The following is a 25,105-nucleotide window of genomic DNA, read 5'->3' on the forward strand; positions in this document are numbered from 1 at the left end:
ACCGATAAAGATTGAAGGCAAGATTCTGGCCGTTCTGACGCTATTGATGACATCGGTCAAAGGGTGGAGAGAAGCCAGTTTCCACTACGCGCAGAATATTTGCGTCTCCGGTTACATCAACCATGTCTGCAATACTGATATTGTCAATCGTATTCTCACTGTTTTTTAGGCTCAAAAGCAACCAGTGATAGTCATTTCACGTCCTCTTGCTTGGCTGAAAGATTTATGGACGGAATTACGTTAGCTTGGACCGAAGCAGGCCAGCGCAAAACTCAAACTGTCGATATTTTTGGATCGACGAAAGCGCCCTGGACCATTCGCGTCGGGCGAGACCCGGCCCAATGCGATGTCGTTCTGCCATCTTTGACCGAAAGCGATCGCACGGTTTCGCGCTTGCACATTGAAATTGTCTTCAACCCGGCCCATTGCTCTTTCTACCTGCGCAATCTCAAGCCCAATAATCCCGTCCGGGTTGACGGCCGAGGAGTTGCCACTAACGAGGTCGTTCTCCATCAGGGCAGCACGATCCGCCTAGGAGAAATAGAGGTGGAGGTGGAGTCAGTATCGGTTGTACCGGCAACGGTTGTTGCATTTGGGGGCCAGAGCCGAACTGCTGTTTTAGATTCAATGCCCCAGAAGTCGCAAGACTCGACTCCTCCGGCTGTAGAGCGTATATCTTCTCAGGAGCCAATCGCCTCGACACTTCACAAACCGATCGCCGCAACGACTCGAAAACCAGCGAGCGACTCGACAGAACTTGCACCGCTGCCAAAGAAAACGCTGCCACAGGTGTCTGGGTTGCAGGCAACGGTATCTCAAGTGGCCAAACGGTTGGGATCGAGCTCTAAACCCACGCTTTCGAGACAAGCTCTGTTTAAATCCGTTCGGCTTGTCATTGGGATTGGCATCATTGCAACGCTAGGTTCCTGGTTGTGGCAGCGGTCTCAAACCATCACCAGCCACAAAGCCTTTGTGAATGGTCGCATTATTCCCGTGCGAGCTCCGATCGCCGGAGAACTTCGCCTGCAGAACATCAGCCCCGGTCAACAAATTCAAGCAGGGACGCCACTCGGTAATATTTTCAACCCGCGCAATTCGGAACTGCAGATCGCCCAGCAAAATCTCAGCTCGGAGCTGGAGAATTTAACTTTGCAGCAGGAACGGCTGCAGGCACAGCTAGTGGATCGAAGGATATCTTTGCAGCAATTCGAGCAAGAGGCTGCAGCCCAGCAATCGCTACAGAGTGCCTTTCAGCAGCAGTTGGTCGAGCGAGTGCAGTGGGAATTGCAAGAGTCGATTCAAGCTGCCGAACTGGCTGAGATGGAAGCAGCGCGAGTGTTGCGCTTGGCTGAAGAAGGGGCTGTCTCGCAGCAAGATGTGGATCGCGCTGTGGCAGAAAAAGACCAAACCCAAACCTTGGTCCGCAGCCGCAGAGCTCAACTGGCCCAAGCCAGGTTAGAGGCCACAGCGAGCGAGAGGGGATTGCAACTGAATGGTTCCCGCACCCTCAGCTTTGCAGAGATTCGCCGTCGCGAGGTGCAGAGTGAAATTGCCGATTTGGAGCTAGAGCGGCAGAGCTTGGCGTCTCAAATCGAGCAGAAGCAAAGTGAATTAAATACGATCGCAGAACAACTGCAACTGCAAAGGTCTGCTACGATTCTGAGCCCCAGCGATGGGGCGATCTGGTCGATCGATTATCAACCGGATACCTTCGGAACTGTGGTTGCGACTGGCGATCCGATCGCCCATATTGCCAATTGCAATAACGTTTGGGTAGAAGCATTTGTCTCGGAGCGAGATGCCGAGCACCTCTTTGTGGGGGCGCAGGCTACAGTTCGCTTCCTCGGCAATCTCCGCAGGGAGTCCCTTGCAGGAGCAGTGCAGGGAATTCGCTCGGGGGTCGGTCGAGTCGAAACCGGTCAAGATGTTGCGATTCCGCCCGAAGGGCTTACGCGCAGACAAGTGTCAGTACGAGTCAATATTGACTCCGATCCCAATTTCGAGGCGGCTGAATTTTGTGCGATCGGGCGAAGTGCTGAAGTCAGATTCCCTCGCTCGCCGAGCTCAACCCGTTAGACCTTGTCTCAATCCAAGACCGATCCTGCTGTCTTCGTCCGCGCTCGATCGCCCGCTTGCATTCACTCCTGAGAAGTCACTTCTATGTCACGAACCCGCTGGCTGCCCTGGTTGGATAAAGCTTCTCTATTACTCGCTGCAGCGTTTCTATTGGCCTTTATTCTCGTTCGAGTGAGTGGGCCGGATCTTGCTGCCAATGCATTTCTCTTCTGGCAAACCATTCAACAGCTATTTGTCCCGCAGGAGGTGACGTGGCAGGGGCTGTTGTTGCCCACAATTGTATCGGTGGCGTCGATTTGTAGCTTCAAACTGCTAACGGTTAAACCGGAGACTGTATGCTCGCGGGCGATCGTGGCCAGCGTGATGATTTTTCTGGGGGTGCGATATATCTTGTGGCGGGGGACGCAATCGCTCAACTTGTCCGATCCGCTGACGGGCGGCCTGAGCTTGCTGCTCTTTTTTATGGAGCTGGTCACCTTTCTCAACACGATTATTTTTTTCCTACAAACTCTCCCTAGGGTCGATCGCACGAGCGAAGCAGACCGGGGCGAACTTCTGGTGCGATCGGGCAAATATCGGCCGTGGGTCGATATCCTCATCCCCACTTATAACGAACCTCCTGAATTGCTGCGCCGCACCATCATGGGGTGTCAGGCGCTCGATTATCCGCGCAAGCGAATTTATTTATTGGACGATTTACGTCGCCCTCATATTCGCCAATTGGCCTACGACTTAAAGTGCTACTACCTCGATCGCCCCGACAATCGCCATGCCAAAGCGGGCAATGTCAATCATGCTTTGCAATATGTGGATGGCGAATTAATCGTCATCTTCGATGCTGACTTTGTGCCCAAACAAAATTTCCTCAACCGTACAGTGGGCTTTTTTGCCGACCGAGATGTTGCTTTATTGCAGACTCCCCAGCATTTTTATAATGACGATCCCATTACAGAGGATTTAGGACTGCAGGGGGTATTAAACAACGAGCAATCGCTCTTTTTTCGCTATATTCAGCCCAGTCGAGATGCCACTAACTCACTGGTTTGCTGCGGCACCTCTTTTGTAATTCGACGAAGTGCCTTAGATCGGATTGGAGGCATTCCGACGGAAAGTATTGCAGAAGACTTTTTTACCTCAGTTAAATTGCAATCTCTCGGCTATCAAACAAAATATTTGAATGAAGCGATTTCTGCCGGGATGTCGCCTGAAAATATCAGTGCCTATATCAATCAGCGGTTGCGCTGGGGGCGGGGTACCATTCAAGCCTTGTTCTGCGATACCAATATGTTTACTCTGCCAGGACTGACTCTATGGCAGAGAATGACTCATGCTTGGGGAGTTTTGTATTGGTTTTTGTGCATCCCGAGACTAATTTTTTTGGTTATGCCGCTAACATTTTTACTGTTTGGACTAGTGCCCATTCGGGCAACCGTGGTGGATATCGCTTACTTTTACCTGCCATTCTACTTGGGCAATATTCTGATTTTTGGCTGGCTGACAGACGGACGGCGATCGGTGTTTTGGGCAGATGTGTACGAAACCCTCATCTGCGTTCCAATGGCACTCACAGTCTTGAATACATTAGTACAGCCATTTGGAAAAGGGTTTAAGGTAACTCCGAAAGGGGTTGCTTCCAATAAAATTCGTCCAAATTGGGGGCTCATCGGTCCTCTTTTGTGCTTGATGGGTTTGTACGCTGGGGGCATTCTCTATCGCATTGTCAACTTAGTCTGGAGTTCTGGGAGCTACGAGAGTGTTGCTGTCAATATTGTCTGGTCCATCTACAGCCTAGCTCTCTTGCAGATCTGTATTTTGGCTGCTATTGATGTGCCTCAGCGCAGTTATCCTCGATTTGACAAAGCCCTCGACTGCAAGCTCGACTGCGATCGCTTTACTATTTCTGGGCTGACCGTCAATCTATCGGAAGCGGGGGCAGCGGTGACGGTCTCTAGCGAGCGATCGCTCGATGCAATTCCCGATCGCGTCACTCTGACGTTTCCAACTATTGCTGGCCCCTTTAGTGCGATCGCCCCGATTCAAGCCAAAATAAGGTGGCGATCGTTTGAAGCAGAAAAACAGCAATATCGGCTGGGTCTAGAGTTTGTCCATCTTTCTGAAACTCAATTGCGCCAGGCGATCGAACTGCTCTACTGCGATCCCGAACCTTGGACGGACTGCAAAATCCCGGAGCACGTCACGAGTTGGGCATTTTTTAGATCGATTTTTCGCCTGTACTCGCTGGCAGAGACCCGTTAGCGATTTGGCAATCTTGCTGCTTCTGAATGGCGATCGAGTCTGTCCATTGACCGAACGGAGGTGTAGTCGGCATGGTGGAGAAACTCCAAGCAGGTGGGCGGTCTGCGGCGCTGACCGCAGCACTTGCCATTCCGATCGCCCTGACGTTCTTAATTCTGCTATACCTGCGCAGCCAGCCCGATCTGCCACTGCAGCCCGCGATCTTTGCAACCGGAGACTGGGCTCCCTACAGTGGCAAACAGCTTCCCGATTGGGGGATAGCATCGGCAGTGGTCGCTTCTACTGCAAGCGAAGCTGGCTATGAGGCCAATCTGCAATTCATGGCTTGGTCGCAGGCTTACAACGCGGCTGCCGATAGCAGAATGAATCGAGGCATAAGGGGAACCTTCCCTTGGTATCGCACGGCAGCCCGCGAGCGAGAGTTCTACTACTCGGATGCGCTGCTCGAGGTCGAGCTTTCCATTTTTTATAACGCACAGAACACCCCCCAACTAGTGGAACAGGTCGATCGACCTGGAGGACTCGATCGCTACCGGGGAGTGCGTGTCGAGAGCTATCAGTATCATCCAGACATCGAGCGTCTCCTCAGCGACGCCCCGATGGTTCCCAGTGCCTTCAAGGCGTTTCAGCAACTGATTGAGAACCCAGAGGTGCAGTTTGTCGCCGAAGCCAGGGATGTTGGCAAGGGTATCCTGCGAGACTATTTCCCCGAGCAGCAGATTGCGATCGAGGTATCTGAGAAAACCTGGCCTATCAGCGTGCATCTACTGGCTTCGAGAAAGAATCCCAACAATCGCAGACTGATCGAACAGTTCAACAAAGCCTTGGCAGGAATGAAAGGGAATGGTGCCTACAATATCCTACTTGCCGATGTCAGAGGCCGCATTGATGCAGAACGGGCTGTCATACTGCATTCATTCTCGTCCGAGGGATACCTTGAAGGATTCCTCAAGCCATCTAGCCGAGAGTCGGTACTCCTGCCGGCAGGCACGCGTGTCGTCGTAGAAGATTGGGGCGATGCTTACCTCGCGCCTGCAGAGGTCGCCAACCGTCCGGATCGAGTGCTCGTGCGAGTCCGGGCGATCGACTCTCCCATGAAAGGTCAAATGTTGTACGTGGATGGCCGCACCATTCGCCTACCCTAATGGAAGGCAGATCGTTGTCAAACAGGGTCGATCGTGAAGTCCGCGCAGTTCTCGCTCATCATCGTCTTCATCTTCTATCAAGTCATCTTGATATTCTTGCTGCTGGCAGAGCTGGGCGTTCCCTGGCTCGACTTTCTGCGCGCAACCGATCGAGTGCTGCTATTACTGGCTCTAGCGGTGCTTCCATTTGTATTGCTGGCTTCGAGCAAGGCACTCCGTTCGCTCACGTTAAGGTTTTCCGGTCAAGAGCTGCACTTGGAGATGGGGGAATTGAGCGATCGCCTAGACCTGGAATTGAAGCGGGTCAGAGGGGATGTCTCGGGGCGGGTGAGCAATGCCGAGCAGGCAGTCTGGCCAATTCTGGCCGGTGACGATATTAGCGCTCCGCAACGCTGGGCCGAGTCCCGCGTTTTAATTGGCTCGAAGATGGATTTCTCCCATGTGTTTTTTTCACACCTGCTGGCCGAGCAGATCGAGCGCAATGTTCGGGATATTCAATGCGAGCTGTGCGCCCCCAACGGCGGCCTGAAAGACTTTGCCGACCTCCGCTATCGCCGCATTGACATGTACGTGGAATTTACCGGCACCGGCTGTCAGCTATACGGAATCGACATGCGAGGCAGCAGTGTCGATGACACGATCGACGAGTTAGACAAGCGGTCTGCAGTCCACGGCATTCGCTGGCTGCGCCCGCTGGGGGCCTCGGAAAATTACTGCCTCGCGATGAGAAGAGACAAGGCTAAAGAGCTGGGGGTGAAAAGCCTCAGCGATCTGACACTGGCCTCGCCAAAGTTGGTTTTCAGTGGAGATCCGGAATTTTTAAACCGACACGACTGTTATCTCGGTTTGCTCAACACCTACAAGTTGCGCTTCAAAGCGACTGAAGTCTGCGATATCAACGATCGCTACGGCATGTTGGAGTCCGGCGAGGCGGATGTGTTTGTGGGCTACGAAACCGATCCGCAGCTTGCCAATTCGCGCGAGCTGATTGTGCTTGAGGATAGAGACCCTTTCTTCCCCAGTTACCATGCAGTCCCGATCGCGCGCAGCGAAGCACTCCAGCAAATTGCAGGACTAGAGGACGCACTTCGCGGTCTCGAAGCAATCATCGCAACGCGCGATCTTATCAATGTGGTGTTCGAACTCCACACCCGTGGCTCCGATCCGGCAGTAGCCCGAGACATGGCCAGACGCTATCTCGATCGCTCTCGTCGCCAAAACTAATTTAAGGAACTGCCAGCCAATAGCCCAAGCCCAGCAGCAAACTAGTCCAAAAATGAAAGGCTACAGCGATAAATTTGGCCTCGCTGATCTGGCGGGGAAAGCTGTGATAGCGCAGCATCAGCCGACTGAGGCGCACGGCGGGGGGCAGACTTGCGATCGCCAACAGCGTCCATAGCGGCATCCAGCCCAGAGCGACAAATACGAACAGACTGCCAAAAAAGACCGAGATAATCGCTGCTACGACCCGCGCCCCTGCAGCAGTTCCCATGCGCGCGACCGGCGATCGCTTGCCGGCAGCTAAGTCATCTTCCACCTGATGGAAGTGGGAGCAAAACAGAATCAGGCTGGTGCTGAGGCCGAGCAGGCAGGCGGCAGGCAGACTCGTCCAAGACCAAGTTTGGGTTTGACTGTAATAGACCGCCGCGATCGCCATCGGGCCAAAGGTGAGCCAGCAAATGGGTTCCCCCAATCCCAGATAGCCCAATCGAAAGGGAGGACCTTGGTAGGTATATCCCAGCGCACAGCAGGCTGCGACAATGCCCAATACTGTCCCATCCCGCTGCCACCAGGCGATCGCTACGATTCCCAAGATGCCTGCTGCCAGCAGCAGATTGGCGATCGCCAATACCCCCTTGGCATTTCCCGTCAGATTCACCACCGAATGGGCTTTGTTTTTATCGATGCCAGTTTGGGAATCAAACACGTCATTGCTGAGATTGAGCCAGGCCAAAATGGCGATCGCCGCCGCTAAAAAGATGGCAAAAATGCCCCAATTAATGGCTAAAACCTGAGTTCGAGCGATCGCCGTACCCAGCCAAATCGGCATCATCGCCACGCTGTACATTGGCGGTTTAATCGCGGCCATCCACAGCTTGCGGCGGCGGAGAGAGGAAGGGGTGACAGTCACGGACAATTCGCTCGGGATACCTGGCTCCCTATTGTCCCATTAGCGATCGCCCGTCTATCCACTCAATCGGACGATTCTGGCTCTAAATCCGCTGCGATCGGGGTGCCGGCGGGAGGAATCGTCCAAGTGCGATGCTCGAACGCGATCCGATCGCCAGGAGCGAGTTTCTTGCGGCGGCGGGTTTCTTCGACGCCATTGAGCTGCACGAAACCCTGCTGAATCGCAAACTTCGCCTGACCGCCCGTTGCCACTGCCCCGACCAGCTTGAGAAATTGACCTAATTCCAATCGAGGGGTGGGTTCCACGGCCAATCCACTCTCAATCATAATGATTTGTTGCTATTCGCCCAGACCCATCTCGTTGGCCTCGGCAAAGCGTTCCATAAAGCGCAGGAACCGCTCCCATTCATCATCGCCAGTCATGGAGTAAATGGCTTCAAGCGCTTTAAATTTGCCATCGGTAAACTTCACCCGTACATCCCGCGTCACCATCTTCCCTTCCTCGTCCGACAGGGTCATACCGGGCACCTCGAAGTCTTGGGTACTGGGATCGGCAAATGTGAATATGGCCGAAGCGCGATCGCCAGCTTTGGAGCGCATGACGCGGACATTGCTGGGGACTTCACTGATGCCGGGGGTTAACTCGATTCGCGCCATTTGGAATAACGATTTGTAAAGATTAGCTTTCCTATCATAAGCCACGGACCCTACCGCCCGCTGTTTTGTCGGCAGGCGATCGCCCAAGCTGCGAGGAGACAGCACCGCATGCCAAAAAGAGCTAGCCAGTCGCTTGGGGACCAGCTAGCCTCGATTGCCACAGTCATGGGCTAGCGGGGAACTGCCACTGGCTCGTCAGAGATCAGAGACCGCAAACTGGGAAACAGGAAATGGTTCTCTTCGACATACTGTGCGCCAAACAAGCCTTTTTCAGCCCAGAAAAAGCGATCGACAGTATGCTCGTTACGGCGCACCAGCAGCAATGCCGGTGGCGTAATCTGGTTCTCTTGAATGTGGTTGCGGGCAGCGGTCACGGGTTTTAGATCGCCACTGTCAATACTGAACTGAGGAATGAGTTCGAGAATCTTGCGCCCTTCCTGTCTGCGGCGACTCTTACGCTTCCGTCTTCTAGCCAAAGAAAGCCTCCCGAATTAATGTAACGAATCTTCAAGGTTAAATCGCCCATCACTGTTTTGTGACGTTCGATACATAAACCGCCAGAAGTATAGCGAGTTTAACAAAAAATTGCAATCACTAATTACCACTTCGTGATGTAACTCATTCTTCCCTTAATATTTTTTTTGCTTCTGAGGCCCTAAAAACCGCGAATCAAAGCACCTGAAGGAGGAACAGAGTCTCTCTCTATCTTAAGTTTTGTTGCTGGAATCGGCAAGGTTCGGGCTGCTTTGGGTGCCGCCGCCAGAAACTTGATTACGATAGAGCCACGCGACTCGCGGTCTGCTTGCCTCTCGATTGTCTTTCTGTATCGATCTCATGTGTATTTGCATTCACTGTCACTATGTCGATCGCTGCGAAACTTACCACGCGGTCGAAATGCAACACGAGCAACCCCATCTCACCGATACCCCAAACTTTCTGCCGGAGCAGCCAGAAATTAATGTCAATATCCGCAATGGTGGGAAGGAAATGGAATGGGATGTGGTGGGTTGTGCCAGTTTTGTGGAAGAGCGGGATAAATGGGCCCGCCTGAGGCCGGGAGAGCTAGTACCGACCTAGCATGAATGTTCCGAAACTTTAGCCAAACTAGCGTTTGGGAGATTGGGATGCGGGCTGCAGCAACAGGTATAGATTGGGGGCTTATGCCTCGTTAGTCTCTGAGGTCTGCTCGGGGTCCGTTGCAACTTCGGATGCTTTTCTCTCAAGCTCGTCTTCTTCGGGCTCGGATGACGCACTGGCAGCAGCTCTGGCTGCCCGTTCGGCTTCTTTGCGGGCAGCTTCTCGGGCCTCTGCTTCCTGACGGGCTTTGAGTTCTAGCTCGTATGCTTCCCTCTCTACTTCGTACTGCTTTCGCTTTTTAGCCTCGTCAAACAGTAGCCACACCACTGTCAGCAGCGACACTGCTGCGGTACCGACGACCGAAAGCCAGAATGTATTCAACCCAAACACGATTGCACCATTGAACTTGCAGCTTGTGACGCTGTCAGCACTGTTAGCTTACCGGTTCCCGAGCTCAATTTGGAGATGCCCCACTCCCCTCAGCACGATCCTTGCAAGAGCGGCAGGGAAGGTTGGTACGGAATTGTGTTAAAAATTGTAAAGAACAGATTGAGGCCATTGCTAGGGGAATGCCATGAGTATCTATGACTTCACCGCCAACGCCATCGACGGTACTGAGCAGTCACTGAGCGACTTTCGCGATCGCCTCCTGCTGATTGTCAATGTAGCTAGCAAATGCGGGTTTACCCCTCAATATTCAGGTTTGGAATCCCTCTACGAGCAGTACAAAGACAAGGGCTTAGTCATTCTCGGGTTCCCCTGCAATCAGTTTGGGGCGCAGGAACCCGGCAGCGAGGCAGAGATTCAGCAGTTCTGCTCCACCACTTACGGTGTCTCCTTTCCCCTGTTTGCCAAGGTTGACGTGAATGGCGAGAACGCCCACCCGCTTTACCAGTTCCTCAAGTCCGAGCAGAAGGGCCTGCTGGGAACTGAGGCGATCAAGTGGAACTTCACGAAGTTTCTGGTGGATAAAAATGGTACCGTTTTGAAACGCTACGGTTCAATCGATACCCCCGCGAGTATCGAGGCCGATATTGCTAAATTGCTCGACTAAAAGGGCATAGCCTCCCACTTAACAACTCTTCATTCTTAGGGGTCGCAAGGTTTCTGAGGATGGTTCCAAAGAAAATTGGAACTGATGTGGAGCATCTGAAGAGTTGGGTTAATATGAACTGTAATTCCTGCTCATACAACTTCACATCAAGACATATTTCTTCTAGTCAATAGGTTCGAGCGTATGTCCCACTTCAGCCAAATCAAGACAAAGATCCTCGATCTGAATGCGTTGGAAGCCGCCCTGAGTGAATTGGGCATAGACTCCGAACGCGGCGAAATGCAAGTACGCGGCTACCGAGGCAACACTCAGGCGGCTTCGTTAATCGTGCATCAAGACAATGGCTACGATATTGGCTTTCAGTGGAATGGCGATGCCTACCAACTAGTCGCAGATTTGCAGTACTGGAAGCAGCCTTGGTCGGTAGAAACGTTTATCGACAAAGTTACGCAACGATATGCCTACCAAACGATTGTGGGCGAATCTTCGAGAAAAGGCTTCCAATTGGTGGAGCAAAAGCAAGCTGAAGATGGCAGTGTCCGTCTCGTGCTGCAGCGCTGGGGTGCATAGTCATGACACTTTCCCCCATCGAGCGCGAACCCAGTCAACGCACGGGCTTAGAGCCCGAGCTGGGAGGGCTACTGCGCGATCGCGAGCGGCGATCGGGGTTGGAGCCCGAGTTGGGGGGCACCATTCGCCAGACTGGCGTCTATGTGGATGAAGTAGAGTGCATTGGTTGCGGGCACTGCGCTTACGTGGCCCGCAACACGTTTTTTTTAGAAGAAGACTACGGCAAGTCTCGGGTGATGAAGCAAAATGGCGATCCCGAGCCTTTGGTTGACGAGGCCATCCAGACTTGCCCGGTAGATTGCATTCATCGCGTGGGCTATAAGGAATTGCAACAGTTAGAGAAGCAGCGTCGCTTTCAGGTAATGCCTAAAATTGGTGCTCCTCCGACCGCCAAGTAGTTCGTAGCAATTTCTGCATTTGCGCCAAGATAGGGATATCGTGACAGGTTTGAGGCGAGTTCGTGCGTGCCCTCGTATTCGAGTCTCCCGGTATTCCCCTCCAGCTCAGCGATGTTCCCGTACCAACCCCGACGGCCAGTGGGGTTCTCTTGCGCGTGCTCGCCTGCGGTGTCTGTTGTGAAGGCTCGTGCCTGCGGCCCTACAAGCTGTCGCCAAAGGGGGAATCGTCGTTTGTGCGGGCATTCATACGAGCGATATCCCCACGTTCCCCTACCGCTATTTGTGATACTGCTGGCCAATTTAACATTTAGAAATATTGGCATGGTGCAAGTCCTCTGCATGGCCCTCACCCCCGGCCCCTCTCCCAAGTTTGGGAGAGGGGAGAAACAGCCGAAAATCCTTACGGGGCCTTGTTCCCCTGCCCCCAAAGTTGGGGGTAGGGGTTAGGGGAAGGGGGCCACAGGCATCTAGACAAATGGCCAATGTTTCGGAATATGAATTTCGCCAGTAGCATCATTTGTGGGGGGAACGGACCCTCAAATCAGTCGCCAATCTGATCCGGCAGGATGGTGAAGAATTTCTAGATTTAGCCCCCCGCATTCCAGTCTCGACAGAGGTTCGGCCGTTTCCTCTCGAACGAGCTAACGAAGCCCTATCGGCACTGCGATCGGGCAATATTCGAGGGGCCGCTGTTTTAGTGGTTGCGGACCAGTCTGCGACTCAGTGACAAATGGATCTCGGAATGATTCCACGTTCCCAACCGCATTGATGTCTAGAATGGCCGTAAGCAAATGGGGGTGGAGCGGATATGGCCATTATTTCTTCGCAATCGGGCGCTAGCGCCGAGCGCCCCCAACACTCCCAGCGCAGCCCGAAGCCCGCAGACTCTGCCGCGCCCGCCGAGCCAAGCGCTCGATCCTCCCCCAAAGATATAGACCTGCTGCGTCCGCAGGCGCTCTCAGAAGAGGAAGAAACCCGCTCCAGTGGTACTTCCCTGCGCCCCACGACGCTCGCAGACTATGTGGGTCAATCAGAGCTCAAGGAAGTCTTGCAGATCGCGATCGCCGCCGCCCAAGCCCGCTCCGAACCCCTCGATCACCTGCTGTTCTACGGCCCCCCCGGCCTGGGCAAAACCACTATTTGTGCTGCCCTAGCCACTGAAATGGGAGTCAAAATGCACCTCACAAGTGCCCCGGCCCTAGAAGGCCCCAAAGACATTGCCGGATATCTGGTCAACCTCAAATCCGGCGATATTCTGTTTATTGACGAAATTCACCGCCTGCCCAAGGTCACCGAAGAAATGCTGTACCCAGCGATGGAAGACTTTCGGCTGGATATCACCGTCGGGAAAGGTCAATCGGCCCGCGTCACCAGTTTGAACTTAGGTCGGTTTACTCTCGTGGGGGCCACCACCCGCGTCGGAGCCCTCACGGCCCCCCTACGCGATCGCTTTGGTTTGGTCCAACGCCTCCGCTTTTACGAACCGGAAGAACTCCTCCAGATCGTGCAGCGCACCGCCCGCCTGCTCGACACCCCCATCGACGAAGCTGGGGCGGCAGAAATTGCCCGGCGATCGCGCGGCACCCCTCGAATTGCCAATCGCCTGTTCAAGCGAGTGCGGGATTATGCCCAAGTTCGTAGTGACGGCCAGATCGATGCAGAGGTGGCTAGAGTCGCGCTGGAATTGTTTCATGTCGATCCGAAGGGGTTGGATTGGACCGATCGCAAGCTGCTCGCAATGATGGTGGATAACTTCGATGGCGGTCCGGTGGGGCTGGACACGATGGCTGCCGCCACCGGGGAAGATGCCCAGACGATTGAAGAGGTTTACGAGCCATATTTACTTCAAATTGGTTTTTTGCAGCGTACCGCTCGCGGTCGCGTCGTCACGCCTGCGGCCTTGCAACATTTGGGGTATGAAATCAACTTGCCTTTACAACTGTGGTAACGATCGACTTCACTCCATTTGCCAGAGCGATCGCCCTCCTCGCCATCGTACTGGTCGGCTGTACTCCTCCTCTGGCCCCCACCCCATCCTCGATCGCCATCGAGCGAGTGGAGCCCCAGTCTCAGCACGGATGGTATCTGGCTCGTGGGGCCACCTCACTGCCGGATGGGGCGCACCTGTGGATTTTGGTCGTCCGCTCCCTACAGTTACAGGCAGAGCCATTCGAAACCACCTATCTGGCAATCTTGGCTCGGGAAGAAGTAGAGGTGGAGCGGGGACGCTGGCAAGCAGAGCTCAATCTCTACAGTGTCAGTCGGAGCGGCACCCTGCTCGAAACTTGGCAAACGGACCCCATCACCTTTGAAGTCTTGCCAATTCCGGCTGAAGAGGCGATTGTGATGGCCATTCTCGACATCGATCGCCAGCCGGAGGGATTTTTTCAGGATTTGCAAGCCCGAGGTCAAGCTCTGCAAGGGGAGTTCATCCGATTTGCCCCCAACGGCCAGTTTTATTACGGCACCAGCCAAACCCTACCCATTCCGCCTCCAGACCCAGCGTCGGCCTTACCGGCCCCTCCTCCGACTCCAGCTCCAGCCCTTCCACTTCCGGCCCCAACTCCCTCCACCATCCCGATCGCTCCACCTCCCGAGCGCGAGTTACCCCCGCTCGATCCCGCTCAGATATTCCGCTAAAGCACGAGAACCCAATTGGGTGGAGACTTAACTGCGCACCCAATGGCTAGTCCCGTCAGCCCGATCGAGGATGGTAATGCCTTCTGCCTCTAGGCGAGCGCGGATCTCGTCTGCTGCTGAAAAATTCTTCTCCCGCCGCGCGGCATTGCGTCGCTCTAACAACGCTTGAATATCCGCTTCGGATAAATCATTGGGAACTTCGGTTACTGTTTCAACTGGCGAATCTGCGATCGCGAGCCCTAAAACATCTGCAATTTCCAAGAGTGCTTTTGCTTTTGCTTGGCAAACAGCCTCTGGCAACACCCCCGCACCAGTGTGGATGCGCTGATTCTGCTCCTTGTTCAGTGTTTTTGCCAGATCGAAAGCGACAGCCAACCCTCCAGGCGAACTGAAATCGTCGTCCATGGCAGTCTCGAAACTGGCGATCGCCTCTCCCTCTGGCTCCACCCCCTGCAATGCCAAACTGCGGGCAAACTGCAGGGCCGCCGACAGGGTTTTCCAAGCATTCGTAGCCGCCGTCAAGCTCTCGTCGGTCAAGTCGATCGGACTGCGGTACTGGGTTTGCAAGAAAAAGAGTCGCAGTGCCATCGGGTCGTAAGTCTTCAGCAAATCCCGAATCGTGGTGAAATTCCCCAACGATTTCGACATTTTCTCGCCGTCGATATTGAGAAAGCCATTGTGCATCCAATACTTGGCGAACGGCTCGCCGGCCACAGGCTCCGATTGGGCAATTTCGTTTTCGTGGTGGGGAAACTTCAAATCGGCCCCCCCTGCGTGAATGTCAATGCGATCGCCCAAATTCTGCCGCACCATTGCCGAACATTCGATATGCCAGCCCGGACGCCCCCACCCCCAAGGAGACTCGAATCCTTCTTCCGAATGCGGTGCAGACTTCCACAGGGCAAAATCAGACGGATCGCGCTTTTCGGCCCCTTCAGCCCCGACTCGACCGCTGGCTCCCGCCTGCATGTCCGCTAACTTGCGCCCCGACAGCTTGCCATAGCCATCAAACTTGCCCACGGCATAGTACACATCCTCGCCACCCTCCTGCCCCCGCACCCGATAGGCAAACTGCTTCAACTCCAAATCCCGAATCAGCCGATACATCGCCTCCAAAGATGTAGTTGCCCGGGGGTAAGCATCGGCAGTCTTCACATTTAACCGCTCCATATCCTTGCGGTAAGCCTCGATAAACTGCTCCGACACCGCCTGCATCGACGAGCCCTGTTCCCGAGCTCGCTTGAGGATTTTGTCATCTACATCCGTGAAGTTTTGAACGTATGTAACCCGATAGCCTTTCCATTCCAGATAGCGCCGTACCGTGTCCCAGGTAACGTAGGTGCGTGCATGACCTAAATGGCAATAGTCGTAAACCGTCACTCCGCAGACATACATCTTGACCGAGCCAGCCTCCAGCGGAACGAAGGGCTCTTTCTGTCGAGACAGTGAATTAAAGACGTTCAGGGAATTCAAGACGTTCACGCAATTCGAGACGTTCTGGATCGCGGCAGCAACATTTGCCCCATTGCTTGACAACTGGCTATCTCCAGTCACCTGCAAACCCTATCGAATCTTGCCAAGTAGGGCAAGTCACAGCCCCTTACGCCATCCATTCGGTATCTCTACGCTATCGCGCTGTCGCTATTCCAGTGTTTTCCTTAAATCTACGGAGCTCTTTTGTTAAGTAGAGATGAGGTATGTGGGAATCATGATGCCCATGTAAAAAGTGGGCTTCGCCCCCTCTTGTTTGCAGCCACACGAAAGTGTACTCTTTGCAAAGCGTTACATCTGGTAAAAATACCCAGGTATACCATCCCGTTTTGCGGCATTGCAACCGTTCCTCACCCTTGCGGAGGTGCTCCTCTTGGCTCCCAACAGTCAAATGAGTCAGACAAGTCATGACGATCTCGGCACTGTCGCTGAAGACCAAGCAGGCCATTCCTTAAAGGCTGTTCGTCCCGACCCCGTGTCTTCTGTCAGCAGCATGTTTCCCGTCAGCAGCGACCGGGAGCATATAGCAACAACCATCGCCGCGACCTCGCAGAGCAGCCCCACCGTTCCTACCTGGCGACTGCGCCTGAAGCATCCCCGCTTGCTCGCTGGATTGCTCGCTTGGGCTAGCCTGGCGGGCCTAGTGCTAGCCAATAGCCAACAGACCTTCAATCGCCAGTCAGCCTCCGATTTTGAATTTGTTCCCCCGACCACCCAAACGATTCGGGGAGTCTTGCAGCAGAACTACGAGGCCAAACTCGAACAAGTCGCTGCAGCACTAGACGCTCGTGCCTTGCTTCCCGAAGAGCCCGCACGAGGGATTATCTTGCATGAGGTCTCTGAAGGGGAAACGCTGTGGCAGTTGACCCAGATGTACCAACTGGATGCAGCGGCGATCGCCACCTCCAATGGCATTAACGCCCAAACGGAATTAGAGGCGGGGCAGAAACTTTATATTCCTCGAACTGAAGGGCTTGTCTACACTGTCAAAGCAGGAGACACCCTCGAAACTATTGCCCGCGCCCATCAAGTCTCTCAATCTGCCATCATCGCATCCACTCCCCTCACCAACGCCCATTTTCTCCGCATCGGTCAGCGGTTGGTCATTCCCGGCTCGGTGAGCGATATTCTTGCCGTGCGCCGCCAAGCGGCAGAAGCAGAGGCAGCCAGAATTGCTCGTGCAGAGGCTGAACGACAGGCAGCTCGGGTTGCCCGAGGGCAGTTGCAAACCTATACCGTACAACCGGGCGATACCCTCATTGGCTTGGCCAGTCGCTACAGAATGTCTGCCAGTCAGCTCGTCAGCGCCAATCCAGGTGTCAGCGCCCGACGATTGCAAATTGGCCAAAGACTCACCATTCCAGGACAAGGTGGTGCTTTTGCTGCCGCTACCCCAACTGCCCAGCAAAGTTATCGCATTCAACCGGGGGATACCCTCGGCACCATCGCCCGCAGATACAACGTCTCCGTCAACTCTCTCGTGCGGGCCAATCCCAACGTGCGAGCCACTCGGCTACAGGTGGGCCGCACATTGTCGATTCCGAGCAGTCATGCCTCGTCTGCCACCGTAGCCACCTCTTTACCTCCAGCCCCCGTCACATCCAGTGGCTTCGCTTGGCCGGTTTCCGGTCGGATTAATTCTGGCTTTGGCTGGCGTTGGGGACGGATGCACAATGGCGTCGATATTCCTGGCCCCGTCGGATCGCCCGTTGTTGCCGTTCGGGAGGGCCGTGTGATTTATTCGGGATGGCATGCGGGGGGCTACGGCAATCTAATTAAAATTCGCCACCCCGACGGCTCGGTCACCCTCTACGCTCACGGCACGCAGCGGTATGTGTCTTACGGGCAGGCCGTTAGCCGAGGTCAAGTCATTATGAGTCGGGGCAGCACGGGTTGGAGTACTGGCCCCCACCTGCACTTTGAAGTCCATGTCAACGGTTCGCCGGTTAATCCTCTGCCGTACTTGCGTTAAGTTGTTCGTCGAGTCCCTCTTCCCTCAACCTCCTTCAGCGGGGGGTGGCGTTACCGCTGCAGGTAATGTCCCGTCAGGGCTGAGCTTGCGGATCAGAAGGAGATGTTCGATCGCCAGTCGATCGCGTGCGGTGCGCAGTTGGCTGAGAATCGATTGCACCTGACGGATGCGATCGTCGTGGCTGTCAGCGTCCATTAACAGATCCTGCAGCATCGCTTGGCGGCGGGTAATGCGATCGTTGAGGATGGCCACATTGGCCTCAAATTGAGCCTCCAACCAGTCTGCAGTTTGGCGATCGGGCAGCAGAACTAGGGCATCGAGATTGACGGTTGGGAGCAGCGGAACGGGTAGTTGAGATTGGCGATCGCCTGCAGTACGCTCGTCGATCGGTAAACGATTAGCTGGCTCTACTGCTGGTTCTGCCCCTACTGGAAACAGTAATGGGCTGAACGCGATCGCCACTGCCGAGATTTCGGCGATCGCCAACGTCACAATCTGGCTGAGCCACCTACCAATCAAGTCGGATCGTTGCCTCATGTCTTCTCTATCCTGACTGTCGCGAACCTCACCATAACCCGACGAACACTAACTATCAGCCAGCAAAATTGCATAGGCATCTCGATCGGCGCTGGGGATGAGGAGATAAGACTGCGCCACTGATTCCGGGACGAACGGCAGGGGCGGCTCTGGAATGACCACAGGAGCCTCTTCCAGAGACACCATCAGAACGGGGGGGCGAGTGGCCTGCCATACCGCTGCCCCCGCCAGAAGAACGATTGCTCCTGCGGCGACACGGACACCCTGCCGCAGGAGTCGAGTGGGGACAAACGCGATCGAGGGCGATCGGTCTAATTGAGCCAAAACCCGCTCGGCCATCTGGGGTGAGGAAGCGGGTACGGGCAGGTGCTCGATCTGCTGCTGCAACTGTTGCAGTTGACGGTAGGCTTGGCGCAAATCGGAGTTGTCCGCCAGCCACACCTCCACCTGCTGGCGCTCTGCTGCTTCTAGCTCGCCATCGAGGTAAGCACTCAACAGTTCCCACTGTTCGTCAGCGGACAAATGGCGATCGCCTGCGTACAGATCGGACGAGCCGGATTGGCTGCCATCGGGTCGAAGTCGCTCTGTCATGATCTGACCCTCTCGTCAATGCCCTTCCAAATAGGGCTTTAGCATTGTTTGTAGCCGACCGCGGGCTCTGGCAATGCGAGACTTTACCGTACCCAACGAAACTCCAGTAATTTCGGCAATTTCGTCGTACGATAGCCCCTGAATTTCCCTCAATACAATCGTTTGGCGAAACGCTTCCGGCAACAACTGAACGGCATGGTGGAGGTGCTCGTAAAACTCCTGCGCGGACAGCACCTCTTCGGGGCCGATTGCCTCGCTGGGCAATTCCCACTCCATCGCCCCATCCTGCACGGTAATGGGAGCATCGAGAGAGAGGGGACGCTGATAGCGCTTGCGCTTGCGCAACTCGTCGTAAAACAAATTCGTGGCAATGCGGCCCAGCCAGCCGCGAAATTTAGCGGGTTCTTTCAGGCGGCGGAGGTTGCGAAAGACCCGCAGCCAGACCTCCTGCGCTAAATCGTGCCGATCGGTCCAGTCGGGAGCGAGATGGTACAAAATCCGATCGACATCCCTTTGGTGACGGCGGATCAGTTCGGCAAAAGCTCCTCGATGGGGTCGCAAGGTACTCTGACACATCGCGATCAGCTCGGATGTGACCAACTGTTCCGGCTGAATGGGCTCAACCGAGGCGGTAGCGGAGGTGGACCAATTCAAGGGATAAGCTTCGCTCATTCAGGCACGGCCCCCAGCATGTCTCGCAGTTGTTCGAATGGCGCTAGTGAAGCTGTTTGAAGCACAGATACAGCAGCACTTGTCCAAACTAGACGTATTGATGGGAGCCGAGGTTCCCTCACTAGGGTATCCCAGAGTCTTTCCGCTCGGTCCCTGCCCCCCATAGGGACTCGCTCAATTGCCATTTGCTGCGATTTAGACTAGATCTAGATGACTGACGATGGATTCAGACCTATGGAACTGGCCGATTTACGTCGCGCTCTCGAAGAATTAGAGTCTCGCCTGGGCAAGATCCGGGACTATCTTTGACGTTCCTGCCACCGAACAGCAAATTGCTGTGATAGAGCAGGAGGTTTCCCAACCTGGTTTTTGGGACGATGCTGAAGCAGCTCGGCGATCGATGCAAAAACTCAACGCTCTCAAGCATCCGCTCGAACAGCTTCAAGGCTGGACCGCCCAATTAGAAGATGCACAAGCCATATCGGAATTGCTAGAAGAGGAGGCCGATTCGGCCTTGCGAGCAGAGGCAGACCAAACTGTCGGAGATCTCGCTACAGCACTCGATCGGTGGGAGCTACAGCGGTTACTCTCTGGTCCCTACGATGCCAAGGGAGCCATTCTGACGATTACGGCGGGGGCGGGGGGCACCGACGCTCAAGACTGGGCTGAAATGTTGCTGCGCACCTATGTGCGTTGGGGGGAAAACCAAGGCTACAAGGTGAAGACGCTCGATCTGTCTTCGGGCAGTGAGGCGGGCATTAAATCCGCCACGATTTCGCTCGAAGGGGATTATGCCTATGGCTATCTGTCGGCAGAAAAAGGCAACCACCGCATGGAACGCATTAGTCCCTTTAACGCCAATGGCAAGCGGCAGACGAGCTTTGCCGGTGTAGAGGTGATGCCCATTCCCGATGAGGAAATGGAGTTCGAGCTGAAGCCGGACGAGCTGGAATTCGAGACCTCTCGCTCGGGTGGGGCGGGCGGTCAGAACGTGAACAAAGTGGAAACAGCGGTGCGGGTTGTCCACAAGCCTACAGGCATTGCAGTGCGCTGTACAGAAGAGCGATCGCAGTTGCAAAATAAAGAACGCGCCCTCCAAATCCTCAAGGCCAAGCTGATGGAGTTGGAGGAAGAAAAGCGACAGCAGGAGCTCGCCGAGATTCGCGGCGAGATGGTGACGCAAGGGTTTGGCGGTCGGATTCGCACCTATACGTTCGACCCGTACAAAGCGATCAAGGATCACCGCACGGGAGCCGAAACCTATAATGTAGATGCATTTATGCAGGGAGATTCGGAGGAGATTGCGACCTTTATTCAAGCCTATTTGCACCAGCTCAAAGAGCCGCCAGCCAGTGCTGGAGAATAATCCCAAACTGCAATCCGAGCGAGCAGCCATCTATCTCGACGTCAGTTTGACAGGCGTCTGGCCCCCATCCCCTAGCCCCTTCCCCCAAAATTGATGCTGCTGGCGAAATTCATATTCCGAAACATTGGCCATTTGTCTAGATGCCTGTGGCCCCCTTCCCCTAACCCCTACCCCCAACTTTGGGGGCAGGGGAATAAGGCCCCGTAAGGATTTTCGGCTGTTTCTCCCCTCTCCCAATTTTGGGAGAGGGGCCGGGGGTGAGGGCAATGCAGCGCCATCGAACTCAGGTATCTCGACTGGCTGCCAGTCCAAACCAACCCCCTGGAACCCTGCTAATCCATTTCCGAGACGGCAACACCTACTTGCTTTACATATTTTTCATAAGGCTTGCCTTCTTTACAAAGCTTTCACAAAGATAGTCTTGATTGGAATGATGACCCCGATAACAACTGTGAAGAAAATAACGTGAGCACTATCTCCCTCGAGCGCGCTCGGACCCTACTCGTCCCTTTCAACGGAAAGGATCGGCTCCAACTCGACAATGCGAGCGATCGCCAGGAAATCGCGATCGCCCTCAAGGCATTGGTGGCCGAATCTGACTACCAAACCCTCGGTGTCTGTGCCGAGACTGCCGCTGCAGGCTACGCTGCCCTAGTCCAATATCTCGCAGCCTTCGGCTACACCGACGGCCAGGATTTCCCTCAGGACTGCGGCAGCGACAAAGAGCCGATCTATATCAAATTCAACACGCGCAACAGCCAGACCTATGCTGAGGCTTACTCCGGTCCATCGCGCGGAGTATTAGTCTGCTGCCATGCTGTCAGCGAAGGCAGTAACACCGATATTTACGGATATTTACCCCTGAATTTGTTTGATTAGCGCGACTGGCGATCGCCGCCCTTGCAGGGGTTCTGGAAGTTCGCTACCATCCCCTCAAATCGGTGGAGAGGGTTGATGGAGATTGTGCTACTGGCAGGCGGACAATCCCCCGAGCGGGATGTGTCTCTGGTGACCGGCAAGGCCGTGCGGGTTGCCCTAGAAGATTTGGGCCATACCGTTACCCCCCTCGATCCGGGTCGCGACCTGCCCCAGCAGTTGTGGTTGCAAGCCGAAGCGGGTTGCGATTTTGTCTGGATTGCGCTGCACGGTGCTGGTGGAGAAGACGGGACCGTGCAGGCCATGCTCGATTGGTTGGGATTGCCCTATCAAGGACCGGGCTATCTCGCCAGTGCTCTGGCAATGGATAAATGGGTGGCCAAACAAATTTTCGAGGCCACGGGATTGTCTACGCCGAAATGGCTGTCTGTCAATCTCAAACGGGAATCCGCTCCCAACTGGAATAACTGCATTGCGCAGCTAGGTGCGCCTGTTGTCGTCAAGCCCGTGGCGACCGGCTCCACCATGGGCATTACCATTGCCCGATCGCCCCAAGACTACGAGCGCAGTCTGGAACTGGCCCGACAGCACGACGAGCGCCTCATTCTCGAACAATATATTGCCGGTAAAGAACTGACCGTCTCGGTCATCGGCGATCGCATTCTCCCCCCCATCGAGATCGTCCCTGCTGAAGGAGATTTCTACGATTATGAAGCCAAATACGCGCCTGGCGGCTCGCGGCACTTAATCCCTACGAGCTTGAGTCGGGCGGGAGAAGAGCGAGCGGGGGCGATCGCCAAACGGGCTTACGATGCCCTGCACTGCGAGGGGCTGGCACGGATCGATCTCCGCATCGACGCAGCCGAACGAGCTTGGATTTTAGAAGTCAATACTCTTCCCGGCATGACTCCCACCTCCCTCAGTCCCGACTCGGCAGCGGCACTGGGCTGGTCGTTTAGGGAACTGGTGCGGTGTTTGCTGGCAGAGGGGATGCATCGGCGGCAGCGGCTGGTGACTGAGCTCGTCTAGCTGAGATATTCGCAGGTCCGCAGGTTATAAGTAACCTTCTCGAACGCCGATCGGCAAAAAACGATCGGTACAAATACGGGTTTTGGACTGCTGCTGGGTAAAAGTAGCGATCGCAAACTTGCTAAAAAACTTCCCAAGGATGTAAGGAACTCAAATCTGGGTGGTAGGATCTGCTTGACAGAATTCAAGACACGGTTTGTGCTTCGCTCTGCGCCGCTGCCTCTACGCTCTTCTCCCCTGTCGATTGCAGACAATAGCCGCCTCAAAATTTTTTCCGGTTCTGCGAATGTCGAGCTCGCCTCCGAGGTGGCTCGATATTTGGGTATGGACTTGGGGCCACAAGTGCAAAAGCGCTTTGCTGACGGGGAACTGTACATCCAAATCCAAGAATCCATTCGCGGTGCAGATGTCTATCTGATTCAGCCCACCTGCCGTCCCGTCAACGACCACTTGATGGAATTGCTGGTGATGATTGATGCCTGCCGCCGCGCCTCAGCCCGTCAAATTACGGCAGTGGTGCCCTACTACGGCTATGCCCGGGCCGATCGCAAAACCGCCGGTCGCGAAGCGATCACGGCCAAGCTGGTGGCCAACATGATCACCCATGCTGGGGCCGATCGCGTGCTGGCAATGGACCTGCACTCGGCCCAAATTCAAGGCTATTTCGATATTCCCTTCGACCACGTCTACGGCTCTCCAGAGATCGTGCGCTATCTCAAAGCGCAGCAACTGCCCGATATTGTGGTGGTTTCCCCCGATGTGGGCGGTGTGGCTCGCGCCCGCGCCTTTGCCAAGAAGCTGGACGATGCCCCTCTGGCGATCGTCGACAAGCGCCGCCAAGCCCACAACGAAGTGGATGTGATGAATGTGATTGGGGATGTGGCCGGCAAAACCGCCATTCTGGTGGACGACATGATCGATACGGCAGGCACCATCTCTGGGGCGGCCAAGATGCTGAGTCAAGTGGGAGCCCGCCAAGTGTATGCTTGCGCCACCCACCCCGTCTTCTCCGGTGCTGCCGTCGAGCGCCTGTCTCAATCAGGTCTGTTCAAAGAGGTGATTGTCACCAATACCATTCCCCTTCCCCCCGAAAAGTTATTCCCGCAACTGCGCATTCTCTCGATCGCCAACGTCTTGGGCGAAGCCATCTGGCGCATTCACGAAGACAGCTCCGTCAGCAGCATGTTCCGCTAAGTCGCTCAGTCGCCGGTAATCGACAGCCCCTCCACCCAAATGCGCGGACAGACACCGCCAGGGGTGACCTCGGCCTCCTTCTCCACATACACAATCGATTTCAGCAGCTCGCGGAAATCTCCCGCCACCGTTGCCGATTCAATACTGACGGGCTGGCCCTGCTCGACAATCCAACCATCGAACGGCAGTGAGAAAGACCCCTCCAGCGCACTCACGCCTGCATGCAGAGCCTTAATCTCGTCAATCCAAATAACATTATCGGCAGTCTCGATACTGTATTCAGTGGCAGCAGGCTCGCCGGGATAAACGCAGGTGAAGTTGCCGCTCACAGTCACTTTTGCACCCAGGTTGGCATGGCCGGTGGGCTTGGCATGCATGCGCTTGGCAGTGCCAGCACTGTGCATGAAATTGCTCAGCACTCCCCGCGCGATCAGAGGCAGTCGGCGGGTGGGGGTGCCTTCGCCATCGAAGTGGCTGGGGGAGACATTATTGGGGTCGAGTTCGTTGTCGTCCACAGACAGCAGGGGAGAGGCGATGACAGTACCGAGGGAGTCGGGAGTCGATAGGCTGCGGTTGTCGAGAATGCTCTGGGCGTTGAAGATATTCGAGAAGGCGCCGAACAGGCTGAGAAAGGCTTCGGCAGAAAAAACGACGGTATATTTGCCCGTTTCAATCTGTTTGTAGTTGAGGTGGCTGATGGTTTTGTCTGCCGCCTCCTTGACACAGCCGGAAACATCCAACTTGTCTAAGCCGAGATCCACCCGGAAGGCTCCGGCACTGCGAGGCTTTTTGCCCTTCTGTTCGGTCTTGCTATAGAGGTAGACCGATGCGTAAGATCCCGCCTCGTACCGTTCAGCTCCATCGCTATTGAGATAAAAGCGTTCTATATCTCGCTGGGAGAGGCCGTTATAGGGCACCCCCGCGATCGCCTCGTGGGCCTCTAACAGCTCCCGTTCGGCTTCTGCCAGTGTTTCGATCGACTTGGCAACTGGAGCCTGAGGCAGGTAGGTGTTGTCGTAGTCGGGCAACTGGACTGTGGCTTCCGGGCTGAAGTCGGGGGCATGGTCTTTGACGCCAAAAGCACTGGCCTCGGCAGCGGTTTTGAGGGAGAGTTCCAGGCCGGTCGGATCGGTGTCGGTGGTGGAGGCGATGCCGACGGTCTGGGCTTCATTCCAAACCCGCACGGTAATGCTGGACCGGTTAGATGCCTTGACTTGCTTGGGCTCTCCTCGGTCCACTCGGACGCTGTTTTCGTCCACGGAGGAACCAGAAATATCGAATTTGCGAATGCCGAGTTTGTCTGCGATGTCTCGGGCTTGGGTAGCAAGTGCCTGAATATTGGTTGTCATGAAGATGCACTGTAACCTAGTTTCG

At 55.0% G+C, this 25,105-nt stretch carries 26 protein-coding genes; 16 read left to right on the forward strand and 10 right to left on the reverse strand.

What is annotated here, in order from left to right; all coding sequences use genetic code 11:
• The first annotated feature begins 225 nt into the window (after positions 1–225).
• The 4 genes from SYN7336_RS17225 (at position 226) to SYN7336_RS28210 (ending at position 6,701) form a co-directional block, all read left to right on the forward strand.
• Complete coding sequence (locus SYN7336_RS17225; protein WP_017327182.1) at positions 226–2,076, forward strand: HlyD family efflux transporter periplasmic adaptor subunit; 1,851 nt, start codon at positions 226–228, stop codon at positions 2,074–2,076.
• An 84-nt stretch (positions 2,077–2,160) separates the two neighbouring features.
• On the forward strand, positions 2,161–4,332 hold the full coding sequence (locus tag SYN7336_RS17230) for a glycosyltransferase (protein WP_017327183.1): 2,172 nt from the start codon (positions 2,161–2,163) through the stop codon (positions 4,330–4,332).
• 71 nt (positions 4,333–4,403) lie between these two features.
• Complete coding sequence (locus SYN7336_RS17235) at positions 4,404–5,477, forward strand: hypothetical protein (protein WP_017327184.1); 1,074 nt, start codon at positions 4,404–4,406, stop codon at positions 5,475–5,477.
• A 33-nt stretch (positions 5,478–5,510) separates the two neighbouring features.
• The gene (locus SYN7336_RS28210) at positions 5,511–6,701 is read left to right on the forward strand and encodes a glycine betaine ABC transporter substrate-binding protein (RefSeq protein ID WP_017327185.1); all 1,191 of its coding nucleotides are present in this window, start codon (positions 5,511–5,513) and stop codon (positions 6,699–6,701) included.
• 1 nt (position 6,702) lies between these two features.
• Here SYN7336_RS28210 and menA read toward each other — a convergent pair whose 3' ends face one another.
• The 4 genes from menA to SYN7336_RS17260 form a co-directional block, all read right to left on the reverse strand.
• Entirely contained in the window at positions 6,703–7,566 is an 864-nt protein-coding gene (gene menA, locus SYN7336_RS17245) for a 2-carboxy-1,4-naphthoquinone phytyltransferase (protein ID WP_051039931.1), read from the reverse strand.
• A gap of 104 nt (positions 7,567–7,670) precedes the next feature.
• Positions 7,671–7,913: an RNA-binding S4 domain-containing protein gene (locus SYN7336_RS26460; RefSeq protein ID WP_369791864.1), complete on the reverse strand. Its 243-nt coding sequence runs from the start codon at positions 7,911–7,913 to the stop codon at positions 7,671–7,673.
• A gap of 33 nt (positions 7,914–7,946) precedes the next feature.
• Complete coding sequence (gene psb28, locus SYN7336_RS17255) at positions 7,947–8,369, reverse strand: photosystem II reaction center protein Psb28 (RefSeq protein ID WP_017327188.1); 423 nt, start codon at positions 8,367–8,369, stop codon at positions 7,947–7,949.
• 65 nt (positions 8,370–8,434) lie between these two features.
• Positions 8,435–8,740 carry a DUF3155 domain-containing protein gene (locus tag SYN7336_RS17260; RefSeq protein ID WP_026101102.1) on the reverse strand — a complete coding sequence of 102 codons (306 nt, stop codon included), beginning with the start codon at positions 8,738–8,740 and terminating at the stop codon, positions 8,435–8,437.
• A 358-nt stretch (positions 8,741–9,098) separates the two neighbouring features.
• On the opposite strand from SYN7336_RS17260, the gene SYN7336_RS17265 reads away from it, so the two are divergent.
• Entirely contained in the window at positions 9,099–9,341 is a 243-nt protein-coding gene (locus tag SYN7336_RS17265; RefSeq protein ID WP_017327190.1) for a Ycf34 family protein, read from the forward strand.
• 81 nt (positions 9,342–9,422) lie between these two features.
• On the opposite strand, the gene SYN7336_RS17270 is transcribed toward SYN7336_RS17265, so the two are convergent.
• Positions 9,423–9,731: a hypothetical protein gene (locus SYN7336_RS17270; RefSeq protein ID WP_017327191.1), complete on the reverse strand. Its 309-nt coding sequence runs from the start codon at positions 9,729–9,731 to the stop codon at positions 9,423–9,425.
• A gap of 184 nt (positions 9,732–9,915) precedes the next feature.
• On the opposite strand from SYN7336_RS17270, the gene SYN7336_RS17275 reads away from it, so the two are divergent.
• The 6 genes from SYN7336_RS17275 (at position 9,916) to SYN7336_RS17300 (ending at position 14,003) form a co-directional block, all read left to right on the forward strand.
• Positions 9,916–10,395 carry a glutathione peroxidase gene (locus SYN7336_RS17275; protein ID WP_017327192.1) on the forward strand — a complete coding sequence of 160 codons (480 nt, stop codon included), beginning with the start codon at positions 9,916–9,918 and terminating at the stop codon, positions 10,393–10,395.
• A gap of 183 nt (positions 10,396–10,578) precedes the next feature.
• Entirely contained in the window at positions 10,579–10,965 is a 387-nt protein-coding gene (locus tag SYN7336_RS17280; protein ID WP_017327193.1) for a DUF1257 domain-containing protein, read from the forward strand.
• A gap of 2 nt (positions 10,966–10,967) precedes the next feature.
• The gene (locus SYN7336_RS17285; RefSeq protein WP_017327194.1) at positions 10,968–11,363 is read left to right on the forward strand and encodes a ferredoxin; all 396 of its coding nucleotides are present in this window, start codon (positions 10,968–10,970) and stop codon (positions 11,361–11,363) included.
• Between the two features lie 517 nt (positions 11,364–11,880).
• The gene (locus tag SYN7336_RS17290; protein WP_017327195.1) at positions 11,881–12,090 is read left to right on the forward strand and encodes a hypothetical protein; all 210 of its coding nucleotides are present in this window, start codon (positions 11,881–11,883) and stop codon (positions 12,088–12,090) included.
• Between the two features lie 81 nt (positions 12,091–12,171).
• Entirely contained in the window at positions 12,172–13,311 is a 1,140-nt protein-coding gene (gene ruvB, locus SYN7336_RS17295) for a Holliday junction branch migration DNA helicase RuvB (protein WP_017327196.1), read from the forward strand.
• A complete protein-coding gene (locus SYN7336_RS17300; RefSeq protein WP_017327197.1) occupies positions 13,305–14,003 on the forward strand; it encodes a hypothetical protein in 699 nt (232 codons plus the stop codon). Before ruvB ends, SYN7336_RS17300 begins: the two co-directional genes overlap by 7 nt.
• A gap of 27 nt (positions 14,004–14,030) precedes the next feature.
• Here SYN7336_RS17300 and cysS read toward each other — a convergent pair whose 3' ends face one another.
• Complete coding sequence (cysS, locus tag SYN7336_RS17305) at positions 14,031–15,476, reverse strand: cysteine--tRNA ligase (RefSeq protein ID WP_038027225.1); 1,446 nt, start codon at positions 15,474–15,476, stop codon at positions 14,031–14,033.
• Between the two features lie 409 nt (positions 15,477–15,885).
• Here cysS and SYN7336_RS26465 point away from each other — a divergent pair, with 409 nt between their 5' ends.
• The gene (locus SYN7336_RS26465) at positions 15,886–17,466 is read left to right on the forward strand and encodes a LysM peptidoglycan-binding domain-containing protein (protein ID WP_162139119.1); all 1,581 of its coding nucleotides are present in this window, start codon (positions 15,886–15,888) and stop codon (positions 17,464–17,466) included.
• A gap of 24 nt (positions 17,467–17,490) precedes the next feature.
• Here SYN7336_RS26465 and SYN7336_RS28215 read toward each other — a convergent pair whose 3' ends face one another.
• Genes SYN7336_RS28215 through SYN7336_RS17325 form a run of 3 tightly spaced genes read right to left on the reverse strand, consistent with a single transcriptional unit; the run spans position 17,491 to position 19,266 of the window.
• On the reverse strand, positions 17,491–18,003 hold the full coding sequence (locus tag SYN7336_RS28215) for a hypothetical protein (protein ID WP_051039836.1): 513 nt from the start codon (positions 18,001–18,003) through the stop codon (positions 17,491–17,493).
• A 48-nt stretch (positions 18,004–18,051) separates the two neighbouring features.
• Positions 18,052–18,594 carry an anti-sigma factor gene (locus tag SYN7336_RS17320; RefSeq protein ID WP_017327201.1) on the reverse strand — a complete coding sequence of 181 codons (543 nt, stop codon included), beginning with the start codon at positions 18,592–18,594 and terminating at the stop codon, positions 18,052–18,054.
• Positions 18,595–18,609: 15 nt separating this feature from the next.
• Positions 18,610–19,266, reverse strand: coding sequence for a sigma-70 family RNA polymerase sigma factor (locus SYN7336_RS17325; RefSeq protein ID WP_017327202.1), 657 nt, complete (start codon positions 19,264–19,266; stop codon positions 18,610–18,612).
• Between the two features lie 234 nt (positions 19,267–19,500).
• Here SYN7336_RS17325 and prfB point away from each other — a divergent pair.
• From prfB to SYN7336_RS17350, 4 genes are all read left to right on the forward strand, one after another.
• Positions 19,501–20,632, forward strand: a protein-coding gene (gene prfB, locus SYN7336_RS26475; protein ID WP_156820396.1) for a peptide chain release factor 2 whose coding sequence is annotated in 2 segments (ribosomal slippage) — positions 19,501–19,572 and positions 19,574–20,632 — 1,131 coding nt in all. Because the reading frame shifts where the segments join, the coding sequence is not laid out codon by codon here.
• A gap of 465 nt (positions 20,633–21,097) precedes the next feature.
• Positions 21,098–21,511, forward strand: coding sequence for a DUF1824 family protein (locus SYN7336_RS17340; protein ID WP_017327205.1), 414 nt, complete (start codon positions 21,098–21,100; stop codon positions 21,509–21,511).
• A gap of 75 nt (positions 21,512–21,586) precedes the next feature.
• Positions 21,587–22,537, forward strand: a complete 951-nt coding sequence (locus tag SYN7336_RS17345; protein ID WP_017327206.1) for a D-alanine--D-alanine ligase — start codon at positions 21,587–21,589, stop codon at positions 22,535–22,537.
• A 198-nt stretch (positions 22,538–22,735) separates the two neighbouring features.
• Positions 22,736–23,731, forward strand: coding sequence for a ribose-phosphate pyrophosphokinase (locus tag SYN7336_RS17350; protein ID WP_017327207.1), 996 nt, complete (start codon positions 22,736–22,738; stop codon positions 23,729–23,731).
• A 5-nt stretch (positions 23,732–23,736) separates the two neighbouring features.
• Here SYN7336_RS17350 and SYN7336_RS17355 read toward each other — a convergent pair whose 3' ends face one another.
• Positions 23,737–25,080 carry a TldD/PmbA family protein gene (locus tag SYN7336_RS17355; RefSeq protein ID WP_017327208.1) on the reverse strand — a complete coding sequence of 448 codons (1,344 nt, stop codon included), beginning with the start codon at positions 25,078–25,080 and terminating at the stop codon, positions 23,737–23,739.
• Between the last annotated feature and the right edge of the window lie 25 nt (positions 25,081–25,105).

Source organism: Synechococcus sp. PCC 7336, from assembly GCF_000332275.1.
In the GTDB taxonomy this organism is placed as follows: domain Bacteria; phylum Cyanobacteriota; class Cyanobacteriia; order Thermostichales; family PCC-7336; genus PCC-7336.